The sequence below is a fragment of the Klebsiella sp. CN_Kp091 genome (assembly GCF_040065095.1).
In the GTDB taxonomy this organism is placed as follows: Bacteria; Pseudomonadota; Gammaproteobacteria; order Enterobacterales; family Enterobacteriaceae; genus Klebsiella; species Klebsiella aerogenes.
This window is the reverse complement of sequence record NZ_JBEAIO010000007.1, coordinates 20619-45910: the sequence shown is the minus strand read 5'-3', so window position 1 is coordinate 45910 and position 25292 is coordinate 20619. Positions and strand designations below refer to the sequence as shown.

Genomic DNA, 25292 nt, shown 5'->3' with positions numbered 1-25292 from the left:
TCTTATTCTCAGAGATGCGAGACGGGCAGAACCGCCCCGGGTTGCAGGTAATGTTCCCAGCGCAGGAGGCGCTCGGTGAGTAGTAGTTCGCGGTTGACGCCGACCACGCTCAGTAACTGTTCGCGACAGGCGCTAACATCGCGCGTGATAGCTTCAAGACGCGGGCCCGAGAGTGTTTGCGCCAGCTGGTTAACCAACGTCCAGGCATCCGGATTACTCAGAAGCGAAATACCCTGTTGCCTTTTTTGCGCATCCAGCAACAGCGATGCCAGCCAGTGCAGACGCACCGGAGCCTGTTCGTGATTCAGAACCGGTAATAATGACAGCCAGTCGCCGCTGGTTAACACGCTGGCTAGCGCCTGGCAGAGCTGTTGTCGCGGCGCCCAGTTGGCCTCTTGCAGTAACTCTAGCGCTGCTGCGGGCGCGTTAGCGCTGAGGCGCAGAGCGGCCAACAAAGCATCTTGTGACATTGTCACTTCGCGCTCTAACCACCCTAATGCCCAGGCTTCAGAGGGCGGGGCAAGATGATATGAGAAGCAACGGCTACGCAAGGTAGCGAGCAGCCGCGCCGGCTCCTGACAGGCCAGGAAAAACCAGGTGTGTTCCGGCGGCTCTTCCAGCGTCTTCAGCAAAGCATTGGCGGCGGCATCGGTTAACAACGTCGCATCGTTGATCCACACCACCTTCGCGCCGCCGAGACGCGCGCGCTCATAGAGTTTTTCAGTGATGCCGCGCACCGCATCGATACCTAGCGCACTCTTGCCTTTCTCCGGGGCAAGCGTGTAGTAATCAGGATGGGTGCCGGCCTGCATAAGCTGGCAGCTATGACAATGGCCGCAGCTTTTATGCCCTTCCGGCTGGCGGCACATCAGGAATCGGCATAACGCGTAGATGAGCGCATCGCCGCCCATCCCCGGCAACGCCTGCAGTAATAACGCATGGTGACCCCGTCCTGCCTGATAACCAGCCACTAGCTGCTCGAAGGACGGGCGTAACCACGGATACCATTTCATGCGCGTTGCTCCGCAACCCATTGTGTGATGACAGAACGGATATCACGTTCAACCGCTTCCAGAGGCTGCGTTGCATCCACCGTACGGATAGTCGGATCCTGCGCCGCCAGTTCAAGGTAGCGCGCGCGGGTACGATTAAAGAAGTTCATCGACTCCTGTTCAATCCGATCCAGATCGCCGCGCGCGCGCGCGCGCTTGAGGCCGACCTCCGGCGTCACGTCAAGATAGAGCGTTAAATCAGGACGGAAATCGCCGAGCACCGCATCGCGTAGCGTCGCCAGCATTCCCTGATCGATACCGCGCCCGCCGCCCTGGTAGGCCTGAGTTGAGAGATCGTGACGGTCGCCAATGACCCACTGACCGCGGGCCAGCGCCGGCTTGATAACGGTTTCAACCAACTGTACGCGGGCGGCGTAAAACATCAGTACTTCCGCCTTGTCGTTAATGACTTCATCGCCGGTAGACTGGATATCCAGCACCAGGCTGCGCAGTTTTTCAGCCAGGATGGTGCCGCCCGGCTCACGGGTAAACACCATATCGCGGATACCCAGCTGTTCGAGTGTCTCAACGACCAGATTGCGTGCGGTCGTTTTCCCCGCCCCTTCCAGGCCTTCGATGACGATATAGTTACTGCGCATTTTTTTCCTTAAGTACTTTTAAATAGTCCTGAACCGAGCGGTTATGGCTGGCCAAATTGGTATTGAACGTATGGCCGCCTTTTCCGTCGGCAACAAAATAGAGATACGGCGTCTTCGCCGGATGCGCGGCCGCATTGAGAGACGCTTCGCCCGGCACGGCGATGGGCCCTGGCGGCATACCGCTAATCACATAGGTGTTATAGGCGGTCGGCGTTTCCAGATCTTTGCGCGTCAGTTTACCATTATAGCGCTCACCCATGCCGTAAATCACGGTAGGGTCGGTCTGTAAACGCATGCCAATACGTAGGCGGTTGATAAAGACCGAAGCCACGCGATCGCGCTCCGCAGGAACCGCGGTCTCTTTCTCAACAATAGAGGCCATGGTCAGTAATTGGTTTTGATCTTTATACGGTAGATTTTCCGCCCGCCCTTCCCAGGCTTTCGCTACCGCAGCGACCATTTTCTGATGCGCGCGTTTAAGAATGGCGATATCGCTGGTATTGGCGGTGTACATCCAGGTATCCGGCCAGAACCAGCCTTCAACCCAATCGGCATGCTCAAGCCCCAGCGCTTTGGCCACCGTTTCGTAACTATCGTCTTCTAAAGTGTGTTTTACATACGGCGCATCGCGCAGCTGATGCAGATAGTCGCTAACGCGCATCCCTTCAACAAAACGTAACGGGAACTGCGCCTCTTTGCCGCTTGCCAGTAGCTGCAGCATTTCGCGCACCGTCATTTGCGGTGTGAAGCGGTAAGTACCCGCTTTAAAATGAGAAAGTTCGGGTTCGACGCGCAGCAACCACTGGAATACGCGCGGACGATTAATAATTTTATCGCCATAAAGCTGCTGGCCAAGCACCACTCGTCCGGTTCCTGGCTCAAGGGTGAAGATGGTCTCTTCTTTAATAAGCAACTTGCTGTCTGCCAGTTGGCGGACTTTCCACATCCCTGCCGCTGCGGCAATACCGAACACCACCACTAACAGCAAGACAAAACGTAACATTTTCTTCATGACTAACCAGGCAGCTCACACAATGGGGCTAAAAAATGGTAAAGATCGCGTTCGGACCAACAGATGTCATCCCAACGACGAACCGGTACTAGCGGCATAAGCGCATTGCAAATCAGCACTTCATCGACATCGCGCAGCACATCGGGGCGCACGGATACTTCGACAACATCAAAAGGCGAACGTGCCAACTTGGCTATACAGTACTGGCGCATAATGCCATTGACGCCCGCCTGATCGAGGCGCGGCGTGAACACATGGCTTCCTTTACGCCAGAACACATTCGCGGCACAGCATTCCGTAAGCCACCCGTCGCTGTCAAGGACCAGCGCCTCATCGGCGTCTGTCTGCTCAAGATGAGAACGAATCAAGACTTGTTCCAGGCGATTAAGATGTTTGAGCCCGGCCAGCGAGGGATTGCGCCCCAGGCGGATCGGACTTAACGCCAGGGTTATTCCCTCTTCTCGCCATCGCGCATAGTGCGAGGGGAAAGAAGAAACGCTCATCATGCGGTTCGGCTGCATGCAGCCTGTCGCGCTATATCCCCGGCCTCCTGAGCCACGCGTTATGACCACTTTGAGGACGCCTTCACTGTGCGGCTTTGCCAGTTCTTGCATCTCTGCGGCCAACGTTCGCCATTCAGTAAAAGGTATAAAGAGTTTTTCGCACGTATCCTGCAAACGGCCCAGATGGGCATTGAAAAAGGCTATCTGGCCGTTGATGATTCGCGAGGTGGTGAAACAGCCATCACCGAATTGAATTGCGCGGTCATTTGCTGCCAGCACATCCTGCTCGACACCATTTATCAAGAACATAGAGGGCTCCTCTCACCGGTGGCACAGTGTCTCAGGATAAAAAGCAGAGAACAAGCGGAGAAAACCGAATAAAAAAAGACCCGCCAGGCGGGTCTTTCGTCAACGCTTAAACCAGCATTAGCGGTTGATCATACTTTTTTGAAGATAATCGAACCGTTAGTACCGCCAAAGCCGAAGGAGTTACACAGGGTGTATTCCATACCGGAAACCTGACGCGCTTCATGAGGAACGAAGTCCAGGTCACAACCTTCATCCGGGTTATCCAGGTTGATGGTCGGCGGAACCGCCTGATCGCGCAGCGCGAGAATAGAGTAGATAGACTCTACTGCGCCAGCCGCGCCTAACAGGTGGCCAGTCATGGATTTGGTGGAGCTCACCATCACACGGCGTGCCGCATCGCCAAAAACGGATTTCACCGCCTGGGCTTCTGCTTTATCGCCCGCTGGCGTAGAAGTTCCGTGGGCGTTGACGTAGCCAATCTGGCCCGGTTCAATTGCCGCATCACGAATGGCGTTAACCATCGCCAGCGCAGCGCCAGCGCCATCTTCCGGTGGAGACGTCATATGGTAGGCATCGCTGCTCATACCAAAGCCGACGATCTCAGCGTAGATTTTCGCGCCGCGTTTTTTCGCATGCTCGTACTCTTCCAGTACGACCATACCGGCGCCGTCGCCCAGCACGAAGCCATCACGCTCTTTATCCCACGGACGGCTTGCCGCCTGCGGATTGTCATTGCGGGTAGACAGCGCGCGCGCAGCGCCAAAGCCGCCTACGCCCAGCGGCGTACTCGCCTTCTCTGCACCACCGGCAACCATCGCATCGGCATCGCCGTAAGCGATAATACGCGCCGCGTGGCCGATATTGTGTACGCCTGAAGTACAAGCGGTCGCGATGGAGATACTCGGTCCACGCAGACCGAACATGATGGTCAGATGACCGGCCACCATGTTAACAATTGTGGACGGTACGAAGAACGGGCTGATCTTCCGCGGTCCGCCATTTACCAGCGAACTGTGGTTTTCTTCGATCAAGCCAAGGCCACCAATACCGGAACCGATAGCGGCGCCGATGCGGGTTGCGTTTTCTTCCGTCACTTCAAGGCCAGAATCCTGCATGGCCTGAACGCCAGCGACAATTCCATATTGAATGAAGGCATCCATCTTGCGCTGTTCTTTGCGCGAGATGATATCATCACAGTTAAAATCCTTTACTAAGCCAGCAAATTTCGTTGCATAGGCGCTAGTATCGAAATGGTCGATCAGGCTGATGCCACTCTGACCGGCAAGGAGAGCTTTCCAGGTAGACTCTACGGTATTGCCGACAGGAGACAACATGCCCAGTCCGGTCACAACTACACGACGCTTAGACACGGTTGTCCTCCAGGGAGGGAAAATAGATTCTTGTGGGACAAAAAAAGATAAAACTCAGGCGGTCGAATGACCGCCTGGAGATGTTCACTTACGCCTGGTGACCGTTGATGTAATCAATGGCAGCCTGAACGGTGGTGATTTTCTCAGCTTCTTCGTCCGGAATCTCAGTATCAAACTCTTCTTCCAGAGCCATTACCAGCTCAACGGTGTCAAGAGAATCAGCGCCCAGGTCTTCAACGAAGGAAGCATTGTTGGTAACTTCTTCCTGCTTAACGCCCAGCTGTTCGCCGATAATTTTCTTAACGCGTTCTTCGATAGTGCTCATACTCTTAAATTTCCTATCAAAACTCGCTTTCGCGATGGTTTTCGTAGTGTATAAAATGTTGAAAAATTTGCAACTAAATCCCGGCAGGTCTTACCACGATTTTACGCTATTTTGCGGCTGTTTGCCCTAATAACGCAAATGATTTCGCACAAAACAGTACCCGCAAGCGTGCAGACTGCGCGCTTCCTGAACATTTTGCGCAAATCTCGGTCAGACCATATACATCCCGCCATTGACGTGCAGGGTTTCACCAGTGATGTAACCCGCTTCGTCAGAGGCTAAGAATGCAACCGCGCTGGCGATTTCATTTGGGGAGCCAAGGCGCCCCGCAGGAACTGCCGCCAGCGTACCCGCACGCTGCTCATCGGTCAGCGCACGCGTCATGTCCGTTTCAATAAAGCCCGGAGCAACAACGTTTACAGTAATACCGCGAGACGCAACTTCACGTGCCAGTGACTTACTGAAACCGATCAGACCCGCTTTCGCCGCAGCGTAGTTAGCCTGACCAGCATTTCCCATGGTACCAACCACAGAACCGATAGTGATAATACGTCCATGACGCTTTTTCATCATAGCGCGCATTACCGCTTTTGACAGACGGAATACCGATGACAGGTTGGTTTCGATAATATCGTTCCACTCATCATCTTTCATTCGCATTAACAGGTTATCACGAGTAATCCCGGCATTATTGACCAGGATGTCAACTTCGCCAAACTCTGCGCGAACATTTTCCAGAACAGATTCAATAGATGCCGGGTCGGTCACATTCAACATCAGACCTTTACCGTTGGCGCCTAAATAGTCGCTGATTGCCTGCGCGCCGCTTTCGCTGGTGGCAGTACCGATAACTTTCGCGCCGCGCGCGGCGAGGGTTTCAGCGATAGCGCGGCCGATACCGCGGCTCGCGCCGGTAACCAGCGCGATTTTTCCTTCAAAACTCATGGTATTCCTCTTTTATTGCTCAAGCGCCGCAGACATCGCAGCCGGCTCGTTGAGCGCAGAAGCAGTCAGGGTGTCAACAATACGTTTGGTCAGGCCGGTGAGGACTTTACCCGGGCCCATTTCATACAGGTGCTCGACGCCCTGAGATGCCATAAACTCAACGGTCTTAGTCCACTGCACCGGGCTGTACAGCTGGCGAATCAGCGCGTCGCGGATAGCGTCCGGCGCGGTTTCGCACTTCACGTCGACGTTGTTCACAACCGCAACGGTCGGCGCGTTAAAAGTGATTTTCTGCAGCTCTACCGCCAGTTTTTCAGCGGCAGGTTTCATCAGCGCGCAGTGCGAAGGTACGCTGACCGGCAGCGGCAGCGCGCGTTTGGCGCCTGCGGCTTTACACGCGGCGCCCGCGCGTTCAACGGCTTCTTTGTGCCCGGCGATAACCACCTGGCCCGGTGAATTGTAGTTCACTGGCGAAACCACCTGCCCTTGCGCAGATTCTTCACAAGCTTTAGCGATGGACGCGTCGTCAAGGCCAATAATTGCAGACATCGCGCCGGTACCTTCCGGTACCGCTTCCTGCATGAATTTACCACGCAGTTCAACCAGACGAACAGCATCAGCGAAATTGATAACGCCTGCGCAGACCAGCGCAGAGTATTCGCCCAGGCTATGACCGGCTAACAGCGCCGGCGCTTTACCGCCCTGCTGCTGCCATACGCGATATAACGCGACGGACGCGGTCAGCAGCGCCGGTTGCGTTTGCCAGGTTTTGTTCAGTTCTTCTGCCGGGCCCTGTTGGGCAAGCGCCCACAGATCGTAACCCAACGCTGCGGAAGCTTCGCCGAAGGTCTCTTCAATAACTGGCCAGGTCGCGGCCATATCTGCCAGCATACCGACAGCCTGAGAGCCCTGTCCCGGGAACACAAAAGCAAATTGCGTCATGTTTAAATCCTTATACTAAAAACGAACCAGCGCGGAACCCCAGGTGAAACCACCACCGAAGGCTTCCAGCAGAATCAACTGACCGCGTTGAATACGGCCATCGCGAACGGCTTCATCGAGCGCGCAAGGAACCGAGGCCGCGGAAGTATTACCGTGACGATCGAGCGTGACCACCACATTATCCATCGACATTCCCAGTTTTTTCGCCGTCGCGCTGATGATACGCAGGTTAGCCTGATGCGGCACCAGCCAATCCAGCGCCGAGCGCTCAAGGTTGTTGGCCGCCAGCGTCTCGTCAACGATATGCGCCAGTTCGGTGACCGCAACTTTAAACACTTCGTTACCGGCCATCGTCAGATAAATCGGGTTTTCCGGCTCAACGCGATCGGCATTTGGCAGCGTTAACAGGTCGCCGTAGCGGCCATCGGCATGCAGATGCGTGGAGATAATCCCCGGCTCTTCAGAAGCGCCGAGCACTACCGCGCCCGCGCCGTCACCGAAGATAATGATCGTACCGCGATCGGTTGGATCGCAGGTGCGCGCCAGCACGTCAGCGCCGATCACCAGCGCATAATCAACGGCGCCGTTTTTCACGTACTGATCGGCGATGCTCAGGGCATAGGTAAAGCCCGCGCAGGCGGCTGCGACGTCGAACGCCGGGCAACCTTTTACGCCCAGCATAGATTGAATCTGGCACGCAGAGCTCGGGAAGGCATGAGTGCCCGAGGTGGTCGCAACAACGATCAGACCAATTTGCTCCGGGTTGACATTCGCCATTTCAAGCGCTTTCTTTGCGGCTTCGAAGCCCATCGTAGCAACTGTTTCGTTCGCTGCGGCAATACGGCGTTCACGAATACCTGTACGCGTGACAATCCACTCGTCAGTCGTTTCAACCATTTTTTCCAGGTCGGCGTTAGTACGCACTTGCTCAGGCAGATAGCTGCCGGTGCCAATAATCTTTGTATACATGTACGCTCAGTCACTCTTGGGTAATATACCCGCGTTGTTCAAACCGCAGGGCGTCAGTCGTATCCGTTGGTCCCGTTGTGCCGTCGGGCATTCCCGTTACCGCTGCTGCTCCCTGGCAGTTCAAAGCCTGCTGGGTATAACGATTCCAGGCGAGCGGCGATCCGCTGTGGAACTTGCCGCTGCACCGCCTGCACTGCCTGCTCTATTGCGACGCAAAATGCGCGCTGGTTGGCAGCGCCATGACTTTTGATCACAGAACCGCGCAATCCTAACAGACAGGCGCCATTATACTGGTCGGGGTTGAGGTGACTGAATCGCCTGCTCAGGCTTTTTTGTAACCAACGCTTTAATAAAATCAGCCACCACGACCGTTTTTTTCCCTCTCCCTGTGATTTCAGCAGCGAAAGGAACATTCTGACAACACCTTCCATCGTCTTTAATGTGACGTTGCCCGTGAATCCATCACAAACCAGAACATCCGTTTTACCCGTCAGCAACTCGTTAGCTTCAAGGTAACCAATATAGTTGAAGGACGGCAGCGTTTTGAGAATCGCCGACGCATCACGGATGCTATTGAGACCTTTCATCTCTTCTTCGCCGATATTCAACAGCGCAATGCGTGGATTTTTAATCCCTACGACTTCTTCAGCTAACACCGCGCCCATCACCGCGAACTGTACCAGCATCGTGCTATCACAATCGACGTTGGCGCCTAAATCCAGCACCACCGTTTTGCCCTTTTGCTGATGCGGTAGCACCGTCACCAGCGCCGGGCGCTCAATTCCCTCAATGGGTTTGAGCAATAATTTCGCCAGTCCCATCAGCGCGCCGGTATTTCCCGCGCTAACACAGGCCTCGGCCCGGCCTTCTTTTACCAGCTCCAGCGCCAGGCGCATCGAGCTTCCGCGGCTACTGCGGATAGCCTGAGCGGGCCGCGCATCACTGGCAATAACTGACTGTGCAGGAATAATCTGCAATCGCGAACGTTGTTCGAAATCAGCTTTGGCAAGTAATGGCGTGATGGCGTCGGGGTCGCCGACTAAAAGAAGTGTGAGTTGCGAATTAGAGTTCAGTGCCTGCAGTGCTGCAGGCACTGTCACGGATGGGCCAAAATCGCCCCCCATGACATCTAACGCCAGGGTTAGACGTGTCAAGGTATCGTCGCTGCCCGGTTCGGTTATTCCCCAGTTACCTGGGGAGATCCTCACTAAGCTTCACCACGCTTTTACTCTTGTCTTTCACGTTACAAGGACGTTAATTACGTTTTCTTGCAACGTGAAATCCACGGAGTAAGGCGTGATTACTTAGCGATTACCTTGCGACCGCGGTAGAAACCGTCGGCAGTGATGTGGTGACGCAGGTGTTTCTCACCAGAAGTTTTGTCTACAGACAGGCTGGTGACTGCGGTCAGAGCGTCATGGGAACGACGCATGCCACGTTTGGAACGGGTTGGTTTATTCTGTTGTACGGCCATGGACCTTACTCCTCAATTACTTATGCTTTAAGCTGGCTAATACGGCAAATGGGTTTGGTTTTTGTGCCTCTTCAGGCAGTTCGCCAAAGACCATGTCCGCGTCGGACACTTCACAGTGTTCAGAATCATGCACCGGAACTACCGGCAAGGAAAGAATGATTTCATCCTCAACCATCGCCTGCAGATCGATTTCACCGAATTCGTTAACCTCAATCGGCTCATACGCTTCCGGTAGTGCTTCTGCCTGTTCGTCATTTCTGACAGGGCTGAAACAATACGTTGTGTGAACATGATGAGGGAACGGTTTCCCGCAACGCTGACATTCGAGGGTTACCGATACCTTCGCATCACCGGTAATAACGGCGAGACGCTGGTTATCGATAGCGAACGACATGCTGCATTCCACATCACTGTCCACGCTGACGACTGAATCGGCGACACGGCCAACCTGATCACGGGCGTAGATACCCTCGTAATCAAGGCGTTTTTGAGCCGTGCGAACCGGATCGAGAGTCAGGGGTAATTTTACCTTTTGCATAGGGCGCGCATATTAACTTTGTAATGTCATAGAGTCAAAGAAAAAGGCAGCCTCAGGTTGCCTTTTGCCATTTATTCGCACACATTGCGGCGCATAGTTTAAAATGATGCTCTGCGAAGCGCTATATGTGGATGAAAAAATATGTCTAATCTTCTCCTGGCCTCAACCTCGCCGTGGCGGCGGATGCTGCTGGAAAAACTCTCGCTGCCGTTCGAATGCGCAGCGCCTGAGGTTGATGAAACGCCTCTGCCCGGCGAATCCGCCCGCCAGTTGGTTGTGCGTCTGGCGCAAGCCAAAGCCCAGGCGCTGGCATCCCGCTTCCCTCAGCACCTTATTATAGGTTCCGATCAGGTTTGCGTCTTAGACGGCGAAATTACCGGTAAACCACACACTGAAGAAAACGCCCACCGTCAGCTACGCAAAGCCAGCGGCACGATTGTCACTTTTTATACCGGACTGGCGCTCTACAATTCCGCCAACGGACACCTGCAAACGGAATGCGAACCTTTCGACGTCCATTTTCGGCATTTAAGCGATCAGGAGATCGAGGCCTATATCCGTAAAGAGAACCCTCTGCAGTGCGCCGGGAGTTTTAAAAGCGAAGGATTAGGTATTACGCTATTTGAACGACTGGAAGGACGCGACCCTAATTCGCTGGTTGGGTTACCGCTAATAGCGCTATGCCAGATGTTGCGCCGGGAAGGCTACAACCCGTTACTCAGTTAGTCAGAAAAGAAAGCGGCGGAGTATAAATCCGCCGCTTTACCTATTTGCTATTACGTAAAACCTGTAAGCAGTGCTTCAGTTGGTTATCCAACGGCGCTTCAATACGCATCACCTCTCCAGAGCCAGGATGGGTGAATTTCAACGCCGCCGCATGCAAAAACAGGCGGTTTAAGCCAGTCCCTGAAAGCTGCTTGTCAAACTCGCGATCGCCATAGCGATCGTCAAAAGCAATCGGATGTCCCGCATACTGCGTATGAACGCGAATCTGGTGCGTACGCCCGGTAACCGGACTACAGCGCACCAGCGTGGCAAATGCGTAACGCTCTTCTACTTTAAAGCGCGTTTCGGACGGCTTACCTTCCTGGCTCACGCGCACGATACGCTCGCCGCTCTGCAGAATATTTTTCAGCAGAGGCGCTTGTACCACCTTCGTGTGCGACTGCCACTGACCGCGCACCAGCGCCAGATAATCCTTCTGCATCCCTTTCTCACGCAGCTGCTCGTGGAGCGAACGAAGCGCCGAACGTTTTTTCGCCACCAACAGCACGCCGGAAGTATCGCGATCGAGACGGTGAACCAGTTCAAGGAAACGGGCCTCCGGGCGCAGCGCGCGCAGCCCTTCAATCACGCCGAAGCTCAGACCGCTACCGCCGTGCACTGCGGTGCCGGAAGGTTTATTCAGCACCAGGATATGATCGTCTTCATAGAGAATCACATCCGACAGCGCCGCCACTTTTTGCAGGTGCGGCGAAACGGCCTCTTCTTCGCGCTCGGCGACACGCACTGGCGGGATACGCACTTCATCGCCATCTTCCAGTTTATATTCCGGCTTGACGCGTTTTTTGTTTACCCGCACCTCGCCTTTACGCAGGATGCGATAAATCATGCTCTTCGGTACGCCCTTAAGTTGCGTACGCAAAAAGTTGTCGATACGTTGCCCCGCTTCATCGGCGGAAATGGCAACCATTTTTACGGTTGGAGTCTCAGTTTTCATGGTCGGCGATTCTAAATAGCCGAGGGCATTAGCGCCACTCATTTTTATATGCTTATATTTATCAGTATCCGGATTTCATCGCATGCTTCATCGGCGTTTTGTTTGTTATTAGAACAATCTGTAGACGCTGGTGAAAAAACTGTGAGTAACCCGGTGATAAAAGGTAAAAGTGAACTTGCTATAACAAGGTTAGCAATGGAATAATGAGGCTGTTTTCCGTGTTGACACTTGTTAGAACAAGAAATTAGCGGAATGACCAATTTTGTCTGACCGATCATCCACGCAGCAATGGCGTAAGACGTATTGATCTTTCAGACAGTTAGCGGGCTGCGGGTTGCAGTCCTTACCGGCACAGGCTCTATAAGATTTTTGCGTGGCAGGACGGCGACGACTCCGGGACTACCGGGAGTTCATCTGAATCCTCCGATTGAGGTGAACAGGTTAAGCCATTACCCCTGCGACGTGAGAGACGATGAGAATATACGCAACATCGTTTGAGGTGCGTCAAGGCTGCAAAAGAGAGAATCTTCAGTCGGTTGTACAAGCAATCGATTGAAGTGAACAAGCGCGGCCAACGCGAAATCACTTAAAGGATGAAGTGTATAAATGGAATATTCTCTGGTGATACATCCCAGGCTGTTCCCCTGAATAATTGCGCTGTGTTTCCGTTTGAAACACAGGCGACCGACACTCTGCGCCTCTTAAGCGCGCGACAACCGTGAGGTTGGCGACGTGAACCAGACTCGAGGCCATCGGTTTTCACCCGGTAAGGCGTTACTCTGCCCGTAGCTTAGTCGTCAATGTAAGAATAATGAGTAAGTTACGATGAAAAGAATGTTAATCAACGCAACTCAGCAGGAAGAGTTGCGCGTCGCTCTTGTTGATGGGCAGCGCCTGTACGACCTGGATATCGAAAGCCCCGGGCACGAGCAGAAAAAAGCGAACATCTACAAAGGCAAAATCACACGTATTGAACCTAGCCTTGAAGCCGCGTTTGTCGATTACGGCGCTGAGCGTCATGGTTTCCTCCCCCTCAAAGAAATTGCCCGCGAATACTTCCCAGCCAATTACAGCTCTCATGGCCGCCCTAACATTAAGGACGTTCTGCGCGAAGGTCAGGAAGTCATTGTTCAGATTGATAAAGAAGAGCGCGGTAATAAAGGCGCTGCGCTGACCACCTTTATCAGCCTGGCAGGCAGCTACCTGGTACTGATGCCGAATAACCCTCGCGCCGGCGGTATTTCACGCCGTATCGAAGGTGACGATCGTACCGAGCTGAAAGAAGCGCTGGCGAGCCTGCAGTTGCCGGACGGCATGGGTCTTATCGTACGTACCGCGGGCGTCGGCAAATCCGCTGAAGCGCTGCAGTGGGATCTGAGCTTCCGCCTGAAGCACTGGGAAGCGATTCAGAAAGCCGCGGAGAGCCGCCCTGCTCCATTCCTGATCCATCAGGAAAGTAACGTTATCGTACGTGCCTTCCGCGACTACCTGCGCCAGGACATCGGCGAAATCCTGATCGATAACCCGAAAGTGCTTGAGCTGGCGCGCCAGCATATCGCCGCCCTCGGTCGTCCGGATTTCAGCAGCAAAATCAAACTGTACACCGGTGAAATCCCGCTGTTCAGCCACTACCAGATTGAATCCCAGATTGAATCCGCGTTCCAGCGTGAAGTTCGCCTGCCATCCGGTGGTTCTATCGTTATTGATAGTACCGAAGCGCTGACCGCTATCGACATCAACTCCGCTCGCGCGACCCGCGGCGGCGATATCGAAGAAACGGCGTTCAATACTAACCTCGAAGCGGCTGACGAAATCGCGCGCCAGCTGCGTCTGCGCGACCTTGGCGGCCTGATCGTTATCGACTTCATCGATATGACCCCGGTACGCCACCAGCGCGCAGTTGAAAACCGCCTGCGTGAAGCCGTCCGCCAGGACCGCGCGCGTATCCAGATCAGCCATATCTCGCGCTTCGGCCTGCTGGAGATGTCCCGCCAGCGTCTGAGCCCGTCACTGGGTGAATCCAGCCACCACGTGTGCCCACGCTGTAGCGGCACCGGTACCGTGCGTGACAACGAATCGCTGTCGCTCTCTATCCTGCGTCTGATTGAAGAAGAAGCGCTGAAAGAGAACACCAAAGAAGTCCACGCGATCGTTCCGGTCCCCATTGCGTCTTATCTGCTTAACGAAAAACGTGCCGCAGTCAGCGCGATTGAAACCCGTCAGAGCGACATTCGCGTCATCATCGTCCCGAACGACGAGATGCAAACCCCGCACTACTCCGTACTGCGCGTGCGTAAAGGCGAAGAGACCTCAACCCTGAGCTATTTGCTGCCGAAACTGCACGAAGAAGAGATGGCGATGCCGTCTGACGAAGAACCGGCTGAACGTAAACGCCGTGAGGAACCTGCGCTGGCCGCTTTCGTGATGCCGGATGCGCCGCCAGTACCGGTACAGGAAGAAACCTCAGCCGCCCCGGTCGCAGCGAAAGCCGCCGCCGCTCCAGCCGCAAAAGTAGCAACGCCTGCCCAACCTGGCCTGCTGTCCCGCTTCTTTGGCGCATTGAAAAACATTTTTGCTGGCGCAGAGGAAGCCAAACCGGCGGAAGTCAAGACTGAGCAAAAAACAGAAGAGAAACCGGAACGTCAGCAAGAGCGTCGTAAACCGCGTTCTAATAATCGCCGCGATCGCAATGACCGTCGTGATAACCGCGATAGCCGCGATAATCGTGACAATCGCGATAACCGTGGAGAAAACGCTGAAGGTCGCGACTCTCGTGAGTCTCGTGAGGAAAACCGCCGTAATCGCCGTGAGAAACAACCGCAGAACGTTGAACAGCGCGAATCTCGTCAAACCGCAGGCAATGAGGCTGATACCGGCAAATCACGTGATGAGCAGCAGCAACCGCGCCGTGAACGCAACCGTCGTCGTAATGATGACAAGCGCCAGGCACAGCAGGAAGCGAAAGCTCAGACCCGTGAAGAACCGGTAGTCCAGCAGGAAACCGAGCAGGAAGAACGCGTTCAGAGCATGCCGCGTCGTAAGCCGCGTCAGCTGGCGCAGAAAATCCGCTTTGAGTCCGTGGAAACCGAGCAGGTTATCGAAACCGTAGCCGAGCAGCAGCCGGAATCTACTACGCCGCGTACTGAACTGGCAAAAGTCGATCTGCCGGCCGTCGTTGAAACTGCCGCTGAGCAGGATGAAAACGGCGACGCTCGTGAATCTAACGGTATGCCTCGCCGTTCACGTCGCTCTCCGCGTCACCTGCGCGTAAGCGGCCAACGTCGTCGCCGTTACCGCGATGAGCGTTATCCGACCCAGTCGCCGATGCCGTTGGCTATCGCCTGCGCATCGCCTGAGCTGGCATCTGGTAAAGCGTGGATCCGTTATCCGATTGCTCGCGTGCAGGATCAGCAGCAGGAAGAGTTACCGGTACAAGAAACCGCCAGCGTTGAGCCTATCATTACGCCAGTCGTCGCGGAGACTATCGCTCCGGTTGTCGTTGCGGAAACCGTCACGGCTGAAACTGCCGCACCGGCAGTGGCCAACGAACCGACCCCAGAAGCGACTGTAGCTCAAGCGCCGGTCGTCGAAGAAACGGCGGTGGTTGAAGAGACTGCGGCTGTTGCGGAAAACGTTGTGCCGCAGGCAGAGGTCAGTGAACCAACAGAGACGGTAGCCGAAGAAACTGAGACGACTCCTGCTCCGGCTACTGAAGAAACCGTCGCAGAAGAAACCGCTGTTGTCGAAGAAACCACCGTTGCCGCCGTTGAAGAAGCCGCGCCGGTTGTTGAACCGACACCGGTCGTCAACGCCGCGCCAGTGGTGAAAGCGCAACCGACATCCACTGCGACTCGCCACGCGACCGCGCCGATGACCCGCGCCCCGGCTCCGGAATACGTGCCGGAAGCACCGCGCCAAAGCGATTGGGTTCGTCCTCCGTTTGCCTTTGAGGGTAAAGGGTCTGCAGGCGGCCATAGCGCCACTCATCAGGCCACGGCGGAAGCGACTCGGCCGCAACCTGTAGAGTAACGGTGCACGACTAAAAAACCGGCCAACTGGCCGGTTTTTTTATTTCTTCTCGTCCGGACGCTGCATCCCCGCCACCTGCGGCATTACCTCGCGCATCAAATCGAGAAACTTGCGTAGCCGCGTCGGATAATAGCGCGCCCAGGGGTAAACCAGATGCACCGGCAGCGGCGAAGCCCGCCACTGCGCAAACGGTTCAATCAGCCGGCCTGCCGCAATATCCTCCTCCACCGCCCAACTGGAAACAATAGCCGCCCCCAACCCCGCCAGCGCGGTGTTACGCGCAACGTAGACGCTATCGGTACTCAGACAAGGGACAATCGGGAAGCTCATCAACTGCCCGCCCACCTGATGCTGTAGCGTGACTTCATGCTGGTAAAAAGTGCTGATAGCGACCCAGGGCAGCGTGGAGAGCATCTGAGGTTCGCTGAGTTCCGGGTGGCGCGCCAATAGCTCAGGCGCAACCACCAGGCTGCGGGGAACCACAGCCAATAGTACCGATACCGTTGCCGGATCGACCTCCGCACCGACGCGGATCGCGCAATCAATATTATCGCTCAGAAAGTCGACGGTTTTATCATTCAGCATCCACTCAACGGAGAGCTCAGGATATCGCTGCAGAAAACTCACCAGCGGGCCCAGCAATTGCTGTTGGCCAAAAGCGTGCGGCGCCCGCACCCGCAGCACGCCAACCGGTCGGTCTTCCTCGATGCGTAGATCATCTTCCAGCGCCAGCCAACTCTCCACCAGCCGTCGCGCATGTTGATAGCAACGCTCGCCGTCATCGGTCAGTTTCATCGCATGGGTCGTGCGCAGAATAAGCCTTGCGCCAAGTAACGTCTCCAGCGACTGCAAGCGTCGGCTAACGGTCGCCTGTGTCGTACTCATCTGGAGAGCTGCCGCCGAGAGCGAACCCGCTTCGACGATGCGAATAAACGTCCGCATCAGCTCAATCCGATCTATACGCTCTTGTTTCTTCATTTATATTTTGCCTATACGTGCTACGTATAACCGTTTTACCACTACCCTATCTTCCGCGCCAGTCCGCTTCGGGGAACAATAGCGCCAACGCATTTACGAGGGCATTACCATGACACCGCTTCCTTTATCCACCCGCCAGGCCGGATGGGTTATTTTTATTCTCGCGCTCGGCGCAGGCTTTAGCGTCGCATCCATCTACTACGCCCAACCGCTGCTGCCGTTAATCGGCGCCAACCTGCATCTCAGCGTAGAGGGAATGGGGCTGGTGCCCACGTTGACTCAGGCAGGCTATGCATTGGGAATATTATTTCTGCTGCCGCTCGGCGACCGCCACGATCGCAGAACGCTTATCCTGCTGAAAAGCGCCGTGCTGGCGGCGCTGTTGCTACTCTGCAGCGTGACCGGTCAGCTTACCTCGCTGCTGGTCGTCAGCCTGCTGATCGGCATGGCGGCGACCATGGCGCAGGATATTGTCCCGGCGGCGGCGATTCTGGCGCCGGCGGGCAAACAGGGGAAAATGGTCGGTACGGTGATGACCGGCCTGCTGCTCGGGATCCTGCTTTCGCGTACCGTCAGCGGGCTGGTCGGCGCGCTATTTGGCTGGCGGGTCATGTACCAGGCTGCGGCAGTCAGTATCGCTTTCATCGGCCTGTTAATGTGGCGTGTTCTGCCGCGTTTTGAGATCCACTCTACCCTCAGTTATCCGCAGTTGATGAAGTCAATGGCCCATTTGTGGCAGCGCTACCCCGCGCTGCGCCGCGCGGCATTCGCCCAGGGCTTTTTATCTATCGCCTTTAGCGCGTTTTGGTCGACGCTGGCGGTCATGCTCGCCGAACGTTATCAGATGGGTAGCGCGGTCGCCGGCGGCTTCGGTATCGCGGGCGCGGCAGGCGCCCTGGCGGCACCGCTGGCAGGCGGTCTGGCGGATAAAGTTGGCGCGGGGAGAGTCACCCAGCTCGGCGCGGCATTCGTCACCGTCTCCTTTGCCCTGATGTTGCTGCTGCCCGCCCTGCCGGTACACGGCCAACTGGCGCTGATTGCGTTATCGGCTATCGGTTTTGACCTTGGTCTGCAATCAAGCCTGGTAGCGCATCAAAATCTGGTTTACAGCCTGGAGCCCCAGGCCCGCGGCAGGCTTAACGCCTTGCTGTTTACCGTGGTCTTCATCGGTATGGCTCTGGGATCGGTGCTGGGAAGTAAACTGTACGTGCTGGCTGGCTGGAATGGCGTGGTGATTCTGGCGGTGAGCAGCGGCGCGATTGCTCTGATTATCCGCCTGCTGGAAAATGCCCGTCTACAGGCCGCTGAACGCGCCGTGAGATAAAAAAACCCGCTCCGCATAGCGGAACGGGTTAATCAGGCCCGACGTAACGATGAATTTAAATCGTGCGGCGGGCAAACTCTTTCAGGCGGAAGCCGAGCAGCAGCAAGGTCGAGAAATAGGCGACAAAGCCGGCGACTACCACTACCATCAGACGCATCAGGCGGAACGGCATCGTCCCCTGCGACCATTCCGGCATCAGATACATCACGCCGACGAGCGCTGCCGCCATGACCAGCACCGCGATGACCAGACGCAGCAGGAAGACGAACCAGCCCGGCTGCGGGGTGAAGATTTTCTGCTTACGCAGTTGCCAGTAAAGCAGCGCGGCGTTCAGACACGCGGCCAGACCAATAGACAGCGACAAACCAGCATGCTTCAACGGACCAATAAACGCCAGGTTCATTACCTGGGTCATAATCAGGGTAACAATGGCGATTTTAACCGGCGTCTTGATATCCTGGCGCGAGTAGAAGCCCGGCGCCAGCACCTTCACGACGATAAGCCCCATCAGACCAACCGAATAAGCCACCAGCGCGCGCTGGGTCATCGCCGCATCAAAAGCGTTAAACTTACCGTACTGGAATAGCGATACCGTCAGCGGTTTGGCGAGAATGCCTAAGGCAACCGCGCTTGGCAAGGCCAACAGGAAGCACAGGCGCAGCCCCCAATCCATCAGTCGGCAGTACTCATCGTGATTGCCGCTGGCGAAACTTTTTGATAGCGATGGCAACAGAATGGTCCCCAGCGCCACGCCCAACACACCGGAGGGGAACTCCATCAGACGGTCGGCATAATACATCCAGGAGACCGAACCTGAGACCAGGAAGGAGGCGAAAATGGTGTTGATAATCAGCGAAATCTGGCTGACGGAGACGCCGAGGATCGCCGGCCCCATCTGCTTGACCACGCGAATCGCCCCGGCATCTTTCAGATTAACCCGCGGCAGCACCAGCATACCGATTTTTTTCAGATGCGGCAGTTGGTACGCCAGTTGCAGGATACCGCCAACCGTGACCGCCCAGGCCATCGCCAACATTGGCGGATGAAAATAAGGCGCGGCAAACAGGGCAAAACCAATCATGCTGACGTTAAGGAAGGTCGGCGCGAAGGCGGGAACCGAGAAGCGGTTCCAGGTGTTAAGGATAGCCCCCACCAGCGACGCCAGCGAAATCAATAAAATATAGGGGAAGGTGATACGCAGCAGTTGGGTGGTTAAGGCAAATTTATCCGGCGTATCGGCAAAGCCCGGAGCGGTTACGGTAATCACCCATGGCGCAGCCAGCATCCCCGCCACGGTGACCAGCGCCAGAACCAGCGTCAACAGCCCGGAAACATAGGAGACGAACACCCGCGTCGCGTCTTCGCCCTGCTTGCTTTTATATTCAGCGAGGATCGGCACAAAGGCCTGAGAAAAGGCGCCTTCGGCAAAAATACGCCGCAAAAGGTTTGGCAGTTTGAAGGCCACGAAAAAGGCGTCGGTCGCCATCCCGGCGCCAAAAATACGCGCGACGATAGCATCGCGGGCGAACCCCAGCACGCGCGAGAACATGGTCATCGAGCTGACTGCCGCTAATGATTTTAATAGATTCATTACTGTCTTATTCCACAACCCATGGAGTAAAACGCCCGCAAAAGCGGGCGCTGGAAAGTGGCGATAGTCTACCGGGTTCGCAATGAATTACTACTGTCAGTTGTTACAACCAGTTATTCGCTCATCGCTTCACGCCAGAGCTTTTCCACGATCCGCTGGGCTAAAAGCGCCTGCTCGCCGGCGGTTTCCGGAACCGTCTGATTTTGCACGCATTCAATGAAGTGCCGTGCGCAGCCGTCGAATCCGCGCTGCTCAAGCGTTGTCTGCCAGCCGGGTGCCGGGCGCTGCAAGATTCCGCTGCCCCGCTCTTCACGCCACTCGCGCATATCGCTCACCTCATACAGCCCGCCATCGGTTACCGCCTGCACCCACTCACGCTGGCTTCCGGCACGACGATGCATGCTAGTCGTTATCTGCAGTTGCCCCGCGCTGAAGTGATGCTCGGCGTAGAGCATTTCCCCTTGAGAAGTGGTTTGCAGGATCCCGCCATTCACCCGCGCCTTATCTCCTGCCAGCCACAGTGCGGTATCAACAACATGCAGATAATCATCCAGCAGGGTAAAACGCAGTTCTTTGCCGACGCTATCGCTACGGTGCTTATCCATGCGCAATGACGCCGCATCATTGAGATGCGCTTTCAATTCACGATACAGCGGCGCAAAGCGGCGATTGAATCCCACCATTAACGTTAAACGCCGACGCGCTGCCAGTTCAACCAGTGATTCGGCTTCGCTGAGCTTGTCCGCCAGCGGCTTGTCCACACAAACATGAACGCCTGCATTCAGCAGATGATGAACCACTTCATAATGTGAAGCGGTTGATGTATGAACAAATACCGCATCACATTGCGCCGCCAGCGCATCCAGAGACTCGGCATAAGGCAGACGCCAGGTTTCGCAGATGCGTAACGCTTTCTCTTTCCCCGGCGACCAGGCGGCCTGCAGCGTCCAGCCATCAGCGGCGCCAAGCACCGGCAGCCATGCCTTTTGTGCAATGCCGCCAAGCCCCACCACGCCAACACGTAATTTCGCCGTCACGGTTACTCTCCTAAATGAGCCAGCAGGGAATCAAGACGTATTTTGAGCTCAGCGACTTCACTTTCCAGCGCCTCAACGCGCGCCTGCAAATCGTCATTCGGCGGGGACACGGCTTCCACGACGGTAATGAGCGAATCCATGTCATCACAAAACAGGTGCATATAGCGGCTTTCGCGTTTACCCGGCTCGCGCGGAAGGCGCGCGACGTAAGGACCGTCTTCACGACTGGCCAAATTGTCGAGCGTGCTTTCCACCTCGGCCATATCGCGGAATTCATACATCCTCTGCGCGCGGCTACGCAGCTCGCCTGGCGTTTGCGCGCCGCGCAGCAGCAGCGTCGTGACGATGGCGACTTCCGCCGCCGTTAATTTGAGGTCGCCAAATTCGGAATTGCAGAAGCGCTGTTCATATTTGGTTACCCGGTTGCCAAAACCGCTTACCGTACGCAGGTAGTGGCGTTTAACCAGCTCATCCAGCAAATCCTGGACATCGCTTTCCGCCAGCGACATCACCGGCTCGCGGTTGGTTTTCTGGTTACAGGCGGTAACCACCGCATTCACTGATAGCGGATACTGTTCCGGCGTGGTTACCTGCTTCTCCAGCAGACAACCAATGATGCGCGCTTCATGCGCGGTTAGCTGATATTTCATGTTGTCTCCTTAGCGCCCTGGGGTCCAGTCAGTGGCCGTTAACGCCGTCAATACGTGATCTCGCCATTGTCCATCAATGAGGAGGTAGTCCTTTGCGTAACCCTCTTTTTCGAATCCGAGCCGGGCGAGCAGATCGCCGCTGCGTTTGTTATGCGGCATATAGTTGGCCATGATGCGGTGGACATGCTGCGTACGTTGCATATAGCGAATCGCCGCGGTCAGCGCTTCAAACATCAGCCCCTGCCCTTGCCACTTTTCACCAATGGAATAGCCGAGATAGCAGGCATGAAATGAACCACGCACCACGTTTGAGAAATTCGCTACGCCAATAATCTCTTTCTCATCAGGATCGAGTAGCGCGAAATAAAATGCCGAACCCTGTTTGTGAAACTCCGTAATCATCGATAACCGCGCCTGCCAGCCGGAGGGATAACAGTGGCTTTCATCGCGCACCGGCTCCCAGGGTTTCAGGAACCCTTTATTTTCCGCGTAGTAATCGGCCAGACGCCAGGCGTCACGATCGTGAACCAGCCGCACCACCAGCCGGTCCGTCGTCAAACGCACCTTGGGTACGTTACTGCGATAGCCAAACATTCCTCACTCCTGTTCCCTGCCCCAAACTGATATCTTTCACTATACCTTCCCTGAGTGAAGGTGGGAAAACAGCAACATACCATTTTCTGCACCACCTCCGTTTTTCGATGAATAGCCTCAATCGATCTTGCTTTTTGATAAAAAAATATTGTCGCCAGTATGCTGGGAAAATAACCGCCGCCACCGCAGAATATCTAAGCTTATCTTTCTTTTTCCCTGGAGGGGAAATGTCCCGCGTATCGCAGGCAAGGAGCCTGGGTAAATATTTCCTGTTGGTCGATAACATGCTGGTTGTGCTCGGCTTTTTTGTCGTATTCCCCCTGATATCGATCCGTTTTGTCGACCAAATGGGCTGGGCGGCGCTGATGGTCGGTATTGCCCTCGGTCTACGTCAACTGGTGCAACAAGGTTTAGGCATCTTCGGCGGCGCGATTGCCGACCGTTTCGGCGCCAAACCGATGATTGTCACCGGGATGCTGATGCGCGCCGGCGGTTTCGCGGCGATGGCCGTCGCCCATGAGCCCTGGGTGCTCTGGCTTTCATGCATTTTGTCCGGTCTCGGCGGCACCCTGTTCGACCCGCCGCGAGCGGCGCTGGTGGTCAAACTGGTGCGCCCGCATCAACGTGGTCGCTTCTTCTCTATCCTGATGATGCAGGATAGCGCCGGCGCGGTCATCGGCGCTCTGCTGGGCAGTTGGCTCTTACAGTACGATTTCCGTCTGGTGTGCAGCGCAGGGGCAGCGCTCTTTATTGCCTGTGCCGCGTTTAACGCCTGGTATCTGCCGGCATGGAAACTCTCGACGGTCAAAACGCCAATCCGCGAAGGACTGGGGCTGGTGTTACGCGATAAGCGCTTTGTCACTTACGTGCTGACCCTGACCGGTTACTACATGCTGGCCGTGCAGGTGATGCTCATGCTGCCGATTATGGTTAACGATATTGCAGGCTCTCCGGCGGCGGTGAAATGGATGTATGCCATTGAAGCGACAATTTCCTTGACGCTGCTGTACCCCATCGCCCGCTGGAGCGAGAAACGTTTTCGCCTCGAGCATCGTCTGATGGCGGGTTTGCTGGTGATGACGGCGGCGATGCTGCCGATTGGCTTAACCAGCACACTGCAGCAGTTGTTTACCCTAATCTGTATCTTTTATATCGGCTCAATCATTGCCGAACCCGCGCGCGAAACGCTGGGCGCGTCACTGGCCGATGCCCGCGCTCGCGGCAGCTATATGGGTTTCAGCCGCCTTGGACTGGCTTTCGGCGGCGCGCTGGGGTACGCCGGCGGCGGCTGGCTGTTTGACGCCGGTAAAGTGCTCAATCAGCCCGAGCTGCCGTGGCTGATGCTGGGCATTATCGGCTTTGCGACATTCATTGCGCTGTGGTGGCAGTTCAGCCAAAAACGATCGGCTTCCGGCATGCTGGAACCGCGCACCTGACGCTCGGCCAAAGTGGTAATCCTTTTTTTCAGCATTTTCCGCTAGTACAAGCGGGGCTAGCAGACCATGCTGCTTTGTGTCAGGATTAGCTATGGCATGACGTTAAGGAACCCAATGAGAAAGATGTTGATCGCGGCCGCGCTGATTGTCGGCGGCCTTCTGAGCGGATGTAACCAGCTTACGCAATACTCCGTTAGCGAGCAGGAGATTAACCAGGCGCTGCAGAAACGTAATCACTTCGCCAAAGATATCGGCCTGCCTGGCGTAGCGGATGCGCATATTGAACTGCAAAACCTGACCAGCGCCATCGGTCGTGAAGAGCCGAATAAAGTGGCGCTGAGCGGAACCGCTAATCTGGATCTGAATTCGCTGTTTGGCAATCAGAAAGCGACCATCGACCTGAAGCTCAAAGCGCTGCCGGTGTTCAATAAAGAGCAAGGCGCGATTTATCTGCGTGAAATGGAAGTCGTCGATGCGAAAGTTAAGCCGGAAAAGCTCACCTCCGTGGTACAGACGCTGATCCCTTATCTGAATCAGTCGCTGCGCAGCTATTTCAACCAGCAACCGGCCTACGTTCTGCGTGAAGATGCCAGCACCGGCGAAGCCTTAGCGAAGAAATACGCTAAAGGCATCGAAGTGAAACCGGGCGAGATAATCATCCCCTTCACTGACTAAACGATAAGGGCGCTGAATATGGCGCCCTTAATTTTTTACGGAAATGAGTGCAAAGGAAAACGTTTACGCTTATCCTTAGTGCCCGGCAAAAAACAGCCCTGATGACTGAACCAATTAGCCGGAGCCTTCCATGACAGCACAACCCCAGGTATTGAAAATCCGCCGCCCTGACGACTGGCATATTCATTTACGCGATGATGATATGTTGAAAACCGTCGTGCCTTACACCAGTGAGTTTTATGGCCGGGCGATCGTGATGCCGAATCTGGTACCGCCGGTAACGACCGTCGCTGCTGCCATTGCTTACCGCCAGCGCATCATCGATGCAATTCCCGCCGGGCATGATTTCACGCCGCTGATGACCTGCTACCTGACCGACACGCTCGACCCGGACGAACTGGAGCGCGGTTTCCATGAAGGCGTGTTCACCGCAGCCAAGCTCTACCCGGCAAACGCCACTACCAATTCCAGTCACGGCGTAACCAGCACCGACGCCATCATGCCGGTACTGGAACGGATGGAAAAACTGGGCATGCCGCTACTGGTGCACGGCGAAGTTACCCATGCTGATATCGATATCTTCGATCGCGAAGCGCGCTTTATCGAGACGGTGATGGAACCGCTGCGCAAACGGCTGCCGGGGTTAAAAGTGGTCTTCGAACATATCACCACCAAAGATGCTGCTGAATACGTGCGCGACGGCAACGAACTGCTGGCCGCCACCATCACGCCGCAGCATCTGATGTTTAACCGCAATCATATGCTCGTTGGCGGTATTCGTCCGCATCTATACTGCCTGCCAATCCTCAAGCGAAACGTCCACCAGCAGGCGCTGCGTGAACTGGTCGCCAGCGGGTTCAACCGCGTTTTCCTCGGCACAGACTCAGCCCCGCACGCGCGCCACCGTAAAGAGGCCAGCTGCGGCTGTGCGGGCTGTTTCAATGCCCCCACCGCGCTCGGCAGCTACGCCACCGTCTTTGAAGAGATGAATGCGCTGGAGCATTTTGAGGCTTTCAGCTCGCTGAATGGCCCGCGTTTCTACGGCCTGCCGGTGAATGAAAGCTACGTTGAACTGGTACGTGAAGAGAGCACCGTTGCCGAAAGTATCGCTCTTCCAGGCGATACGTTGGTGCCGTTCCTGGCCGGTGAAACCGTGCGTTGGACGATGAAAAAATAAAGTTTTTTGCCCCCTGTTGTAAATGCGCAAGCGTTACTGTATA

At 55.6% G+C, this 25292-nt stretch carries 24 protein-coding genes; 6 read left to right on the top strand and 18 right to left on the bottom strand.

All coding sequences use genetic code 11. The features are described from left to right. Positions 1–8 precede the first annotated feature (8 nt). The 12 genes from holB to yceD all read right to left on the bottom strand — a co-directional run bounded on the left by holB (position 9) and on the right by yceD (position 10038). Positions 9–1013, bottom strand: a complete 1005-nt coding sequence (gene holB, locus ABLV17_RS08055) for a DNA polymerase III subunit delta' (RefSeq protein WP_087857998.1) — start codon at positions 1011–1013, stop codon at positions 9–11. After that, positions 1010–1651 carry a dTMP kinase gene (gene tmk, locus ABLV17_RS08050; RefSeq protein ID WP_113374196.1) on the bottom strand — a complete coding sequence of 214 codons (642 nt, stop codon included), beginning with the start codon at positions 1649–1651 and terminating at the stop codon, positions 1010–1012. The genes holB and tmk overlap by 4 nt, the downstream gene beginning before the upstream one ends. Continuing rightward, positions 1641–2663 (bottom strand): cell division protein YceG, encoded by a 1023-nt coding sequence (yceG, locus tag ABLV17_RS08045; protein WP_271031909.1) that lies wholly within the window; start codon positions 2661–2663, stop codon positions 1641–1643. Before yceG ends, tmk begins: the two co-directional genes overlap by 11 nt. A gap of 2 nt (positions 2664–2665) precedes the next feature. After that, positions 2666–3475 (bottom strand): aminodeoxychorismate lyase, encoded by an 810-nt coding sequence (pabC, locus tag ABLV17_RS08040; RefSeq protein ID WP_087858001.1) that lies wholly within the window; start codon positions 3473–3475, stop codon positions 2666–2668. A gap of 128 nt (positions 3476–3603) precedes the next feature. Further along, a complete protein-coding gene (fabF, locus tag ABLV17_RS08035) occupies positions 3604–4845 on the bottom strand; it encodes a beta-ketoacyl-ACP synthase II (protein WP_087858002.1) in 1242 nt (413 codons plus the stop codon). An 88-nt stretch (positions 4846–4933) separates the two neighbouring features. Then, a complete protein-coding gene (acpP, locus tag ABLV17_RS08030) occupies positions 4934–5170 on the bottom strand; it encodes an acyl carrier protein (RefSeq protein ID WP_000103754.1) in 237 nt (78 codons plus the stop codon). 210 nt (positions 5171–5380) lie between these two features. Next, complete coding sequence (gene fabG / locus ABLV17_RS08025) at positions 5381–6115, bottom strand: 3-oxoacyl-ACP reductase FabG (protein ID WP_015367190.1); 735 nt, start codon at positions 6113–6115, stop codon at positions 5381–5383. 12 nt (positions 6116–6127) lie between these two features. Next, positions 6128–7057 carry an ACP S-malonyltransferase gene (gene fabD, locus ABLV17_RS08020; RefSeq protein ID WP_087858003.1) on the bottom strand — a complete coding sequence of 310 codons (930 nt, stop codon included), beginning with the start codon at positions 7055–7057 and terminating at the stop codon, positions 6128–6130. Between the two features lie 15 nt (positions 7058–7072). After that, complete coding sequence (locus tag ABLV17_RS08015; protein ID WP_045393676.1) at positions 7073–8026, bottom strand: beta-ketoacyl-ACP synthase III; 954 nt, start codon at positions 8024–8026, stop codon at positions 7073–7075. Between the two features lie 53 nt (positions 8027–8079). Then, positions 8080–9180, bottom strand: a complete 1101-nt coding sequence (plsX, locus tag ABLV17_RS08010; RefSeq protein ID WP_308959054.1) for a phosphate acyltransferase PlsX — start codon at positions 9178–9180, stop codon at positions 8080–8082. A gap of 146 nt (positions 9181–9326) precedes the next feature. After that, entirely contained in the window at positions 9327–9500 is a 174-nt protein-coding gene (gene rpmF, locus ABLV17_RS08005; protein WP_000290724.1) for a 50S ribosomal protein L32, read from the bottom strand. 16 nt (positions 9501–9516) lie between these two features. Beyond that, positions 9517–10038: a 23S rRNA accumulation protein YceD gene (gene yceD / locus ABLV17_RS08000; protein WP_015705036.1), complete on the bottom strand. Its 522-nt coding sequence runs from the start codon at positions 10036–10038 to the stop codon at positions 9517–9519. A gap of 141 nt (positions 10039–10179) precedes the next feature. Between yceD and ABLV17_RS07995 the strand changes: the two genes are divergently transcribed. Then, positions 10180–10764 carry a nucleoside triphosphate pyrophosphatase gene (locus tag ABLV17_RS07995; RefSeq protein WP_087858005.1) on the top strand — a complete coding sequence of 195 codons (585 nt, stop codon included), beginning with the start codon at positions 10180–10182 and terminating at the stop codon, positions 10762–10764. Between the two features lie 40 nt (positions 10765–10804). Here ABLV17_RS07995 and rluC read toward each other — a convergent pair whose 3' ends face one another. Continuing rightward, a complete protein-coding gene (rluC, locus tag ABLV17_RS07990) occupies positions 10805–11758 on the bottom strand; it encodes a 23S rRNA pseudouridine(955/2504/2580) synthase RluC (protein WP_308959053.1) in 954 nt (317 codons plus the stop codon). A gap of 825 nt (positions 11759–12583) precedes the next feature. Between rluC and rne the strand changes: the two genes are divergently transcribed. Then, positions 12584–15787 (top strand): ribonuclease E, encoded by a 3204-nt coding sequence (gene rne / locus ABLV17_RS07985; protein WP_348854212.1) that lies wholly within the window; start codon positions 12584–12586, stop codon positions 15785–15787. A gap of 39 nt (positions 15788–15826) precedes the next feature. Here rne and ABLV17_RS07980 read toward each other — a convergent pair whose 3' ends face one another. Further along, positions 15827–16765 carry a LysR family transcriptional regulator gene (locus ABLV17_RS07980; protein WP_087858007.1) on the bottom strand — a complete coding sequence of 313 codons (939 nt, stop codon included), beginning with the start codon at positions 16763–16765 and terminating at the stop codon, positions 15827–15829. Between the two features lie 109 nt (positions 16766–16874). On the opposite strand from ABLV17_RS07980, the gene ABLV17_RS07975 reads away from it, so the two are divergent. After that, positions 16875–18089: an MFS transporter gene (locus tag ABLV17_RS07975; RefSeq protein WP_087858008.1), complete on the top strand. Its 1215-nt coding sequence runs from the start codon at positions 16875–16877 to the stop codon at positions 18087–18089. A gap of 55 nt (positions 18090–18144) precedes the next feature. On the opposite strand, the gene murJ is transcribed toward ABLV17_RS07975, so the two are convergent. The 4 genes from murJ to rimJ all read right to left on the bottom strand — a co-directional run bounded on the left by murJ (position 18145) and on the right by rimJ (position 21961). Continuing rightward, complete coding sequence (gene murJ / locus ABLV17_RS07970; protein ID WP_348854211.1) at positions 18145–19680, bottom strand: murein biosynthesis integral membrane protein MurJ; 1536 nt, start codon at positions 19678–19680, stop codon at positions 18145–18147. 113 nt (positions 19681–19793) lie between these two features. Continuing rightward, positions 19794–20717 (bottom strand): Gfo/Idh/MocA family oxidoreductase, encoded by a 924-nt coding sequence (locus ABLV17_RS07965; RefSeq protein WP_087858009.1) that lies wholly within the window; start codon positions 20715–20717, stop codon positions 19794–19796. A gap of 2 nt (positions 20718–20719) precedes the next feature. Further along, positions 20720–21367, bottom strand: a complete 648-nt coding sequence (locus ABLV17_RS07960) for a YceH family protein (protein WP_042892208.1) — start codon at positions 21365–21367, stop codon at positions 20720–20722. 9 nt (positions 21368–21376) lie between these two features. Then, positions 21377–21961, bottom strand: coding sequence for a ribosomal protein S5-alanine N-acetyltransferase (gene rimJ / locus ABLV17_RS07955; protein WP_087858010.1), 585 nt, complete (start codon positions 21959–21961; stop codon positions 21377–21379). Between the two features lie 227 nt (positions 21962–22188). Here rimJ and mdtH point away from each other — a divergent pair, with 227 nt between their 5' ends. The 3 genes from mdtH to pyrC all read left to right on the top strand — a co-directional run bounded on the left by mdtH (position 22189) and on the right by pyrC (position 25249). After that, positions 22189–23397 (top strand): multidrug efflux MFS transporter MdtH, encoded by a 1209-nt coding sequence (gene mdtH / locus ABLV17_RS07950; protein ID WP_015367204.1) that lies wholly within the window; start codon positions 22189–22191, stop codon positions 23395–23397. 114 nt (positions 23398–23511) lie between these two features. Continuing rightward, positions 23512–24072 carry a lipoprotein gene (locus tag ABLV17_RS07945; RefSeq protein ID WP_348854210.1) on the top strand — a complete coding sequence of 187 codons (561 nt, stop codon included), beginning with the start codon at positions 23512–23514 and terminating at the stop codon, positions 24070–24072. A gap of 130 nt (positions 24073–24202) precedes the next feature. Next, entirely contained in the window at positions 24203–25249 is a 1047-nt protein-coding gene (pyrC, locus tag ABLV17_RS07940; protein ID WP_308959000.1) for a dihydroorotase, read from the top strand. The last annotated feature ends 43 nt before the right edge of the window (positions 25250–25292 follow it).

Coding starts and splice junctions, on each gene's coding strand:
- pyrC (WP_308959000.1), top strand. CDS start 24,203: ATGACAGCACAACCCCAGGTATTGAAAATCCGCCGCCCTGACGACTGG.
- ABLV17_RS07960 (WP_042892208.1), bottom strand. CDS start 21,367: ATGAAATATCAGCTAACCGCGCATGAAGCGCGCATCATTGGTTGTCTG.
- ABLV17_RS07980 (WP_087858007.1), bottom strand. CDS start 16,765: ATGAAGAAACAAGAGCGTATAGATCGGATTGAGCTGATGCGGACGTTT.
- rpmF (WP_000290724.1), bottom strand. CDS start 9,500: ATGGCCGTACAACAGAATAAACCAACCCGTTCCAAACGTGGCATGCGT.
- rimJ (WP_087858010.1), bottom strand. CDS start 21,961: ATGTTTGGCTATCGCAGTAACGTACCCAAGGTGCGTTTGACGACGGAC.
- ABLV17_RS07945 (WP_348854210.1), top strand. CDS start 23,512: ATGAGAAAGATGTTGATCGCGGCCGCGCTGATTGTCGGCGGCCTTCTG.
- ABLV17_RS07995 (WP_087858005.1), top strand. CDS start 10,180: ATGTCTAATCTTCTCCTGGCCTCAACCTCGCCGTGGCGGCGGATGCTG.
- murJ (WP_348854211.1), bottom strand. CDS start 19,680: ATGAATCTATTAAAATCATTAGCGGCAGTCAGCTCGATGACCATGTTC.
- fabG (WP_015367190.1), bottom strand. CDS start 6,115: ATGAGTTTTGAAGGAAAAATCGCGCTGGTTACCGGCGCGAGCCGCGGT.
- tmk (WP_113374196.1), bottom strand. CDS start 1,651: ATGCGCAGTAACTATATCGTCATCGAAGGCCTGGAAGGGGCGGGGAAA.
- yceG (WP_271031909.1), bottom strand. CDS start 2,663: ATGAAGAAAATGTTACGTTTTGTCTTGCTGTTAGTGGTGGTGTTCGGT.
- holB (WP_087857998.1), bottom strand. CDS start 1,013: ATGAAATGGTATCCGTGGTTACGCCCGTCCTTCGAGCAGCTAGTGGCT.
- rne (WP_348854212.1), top strand. CDS start 12,584: ATGAAAAGAATGTTAATCAACGCAACTCAGCAGGAAGAGTTGCGCGTC.
- rluC (WP_308959053.1), bottom strand. CDS start 11,758: ATGAAAACTGAGACTCCAACCGTAAAAATGGTTGCCATTTCCGCCGAT.
- mdtH (WP_015367204.1), top strand. CDS start 22,189: ATGTCCCGCGTATCGCAGGCAAGGAGCCTGGGTAAATATTTCCTGTTG.
- pabC (WP_087858001.1), bottom strand. CDS start 3,475: ATGTTCTTGATAAATGGTGTCGAGCAGGATGTGCTGGCAGCAAATGAC.
- fabD (WP_087858003.1), bottom strand. CDS start 7,057: ATGACGCAATTTGCTTTTGTGTTCCCGGGACAGGGCTCTCAGGCTGTC.
- yceD (WP_015705036.1), bottom strand. CDS start 10,038: ATGCAAAAGGTAAAATTACCCCTGACTCTCGATCCGGTTCGCACGGCT.
- acpP (WP_000103754.1), bottom strand. CDS start 5,170: ATGAGCACTATCGAAGAACGCGTTAAGAAAATTATCGGCGAACAGCTG.
- ABLV17_RS08015 (WP_045393676.1), bottom strand. CDS start 8,026: ATGTATACAAAGATTATTGGCACCGGCAGCTATCTGCCTGAGCAAGTG.
- ABLV17_RS07975 (WP_087858008.1), top strand. CDS start 16,875: ATGACACCGCTTCCTTTATCCACCCGCCAGGCCGGATGGGTTATTTTT.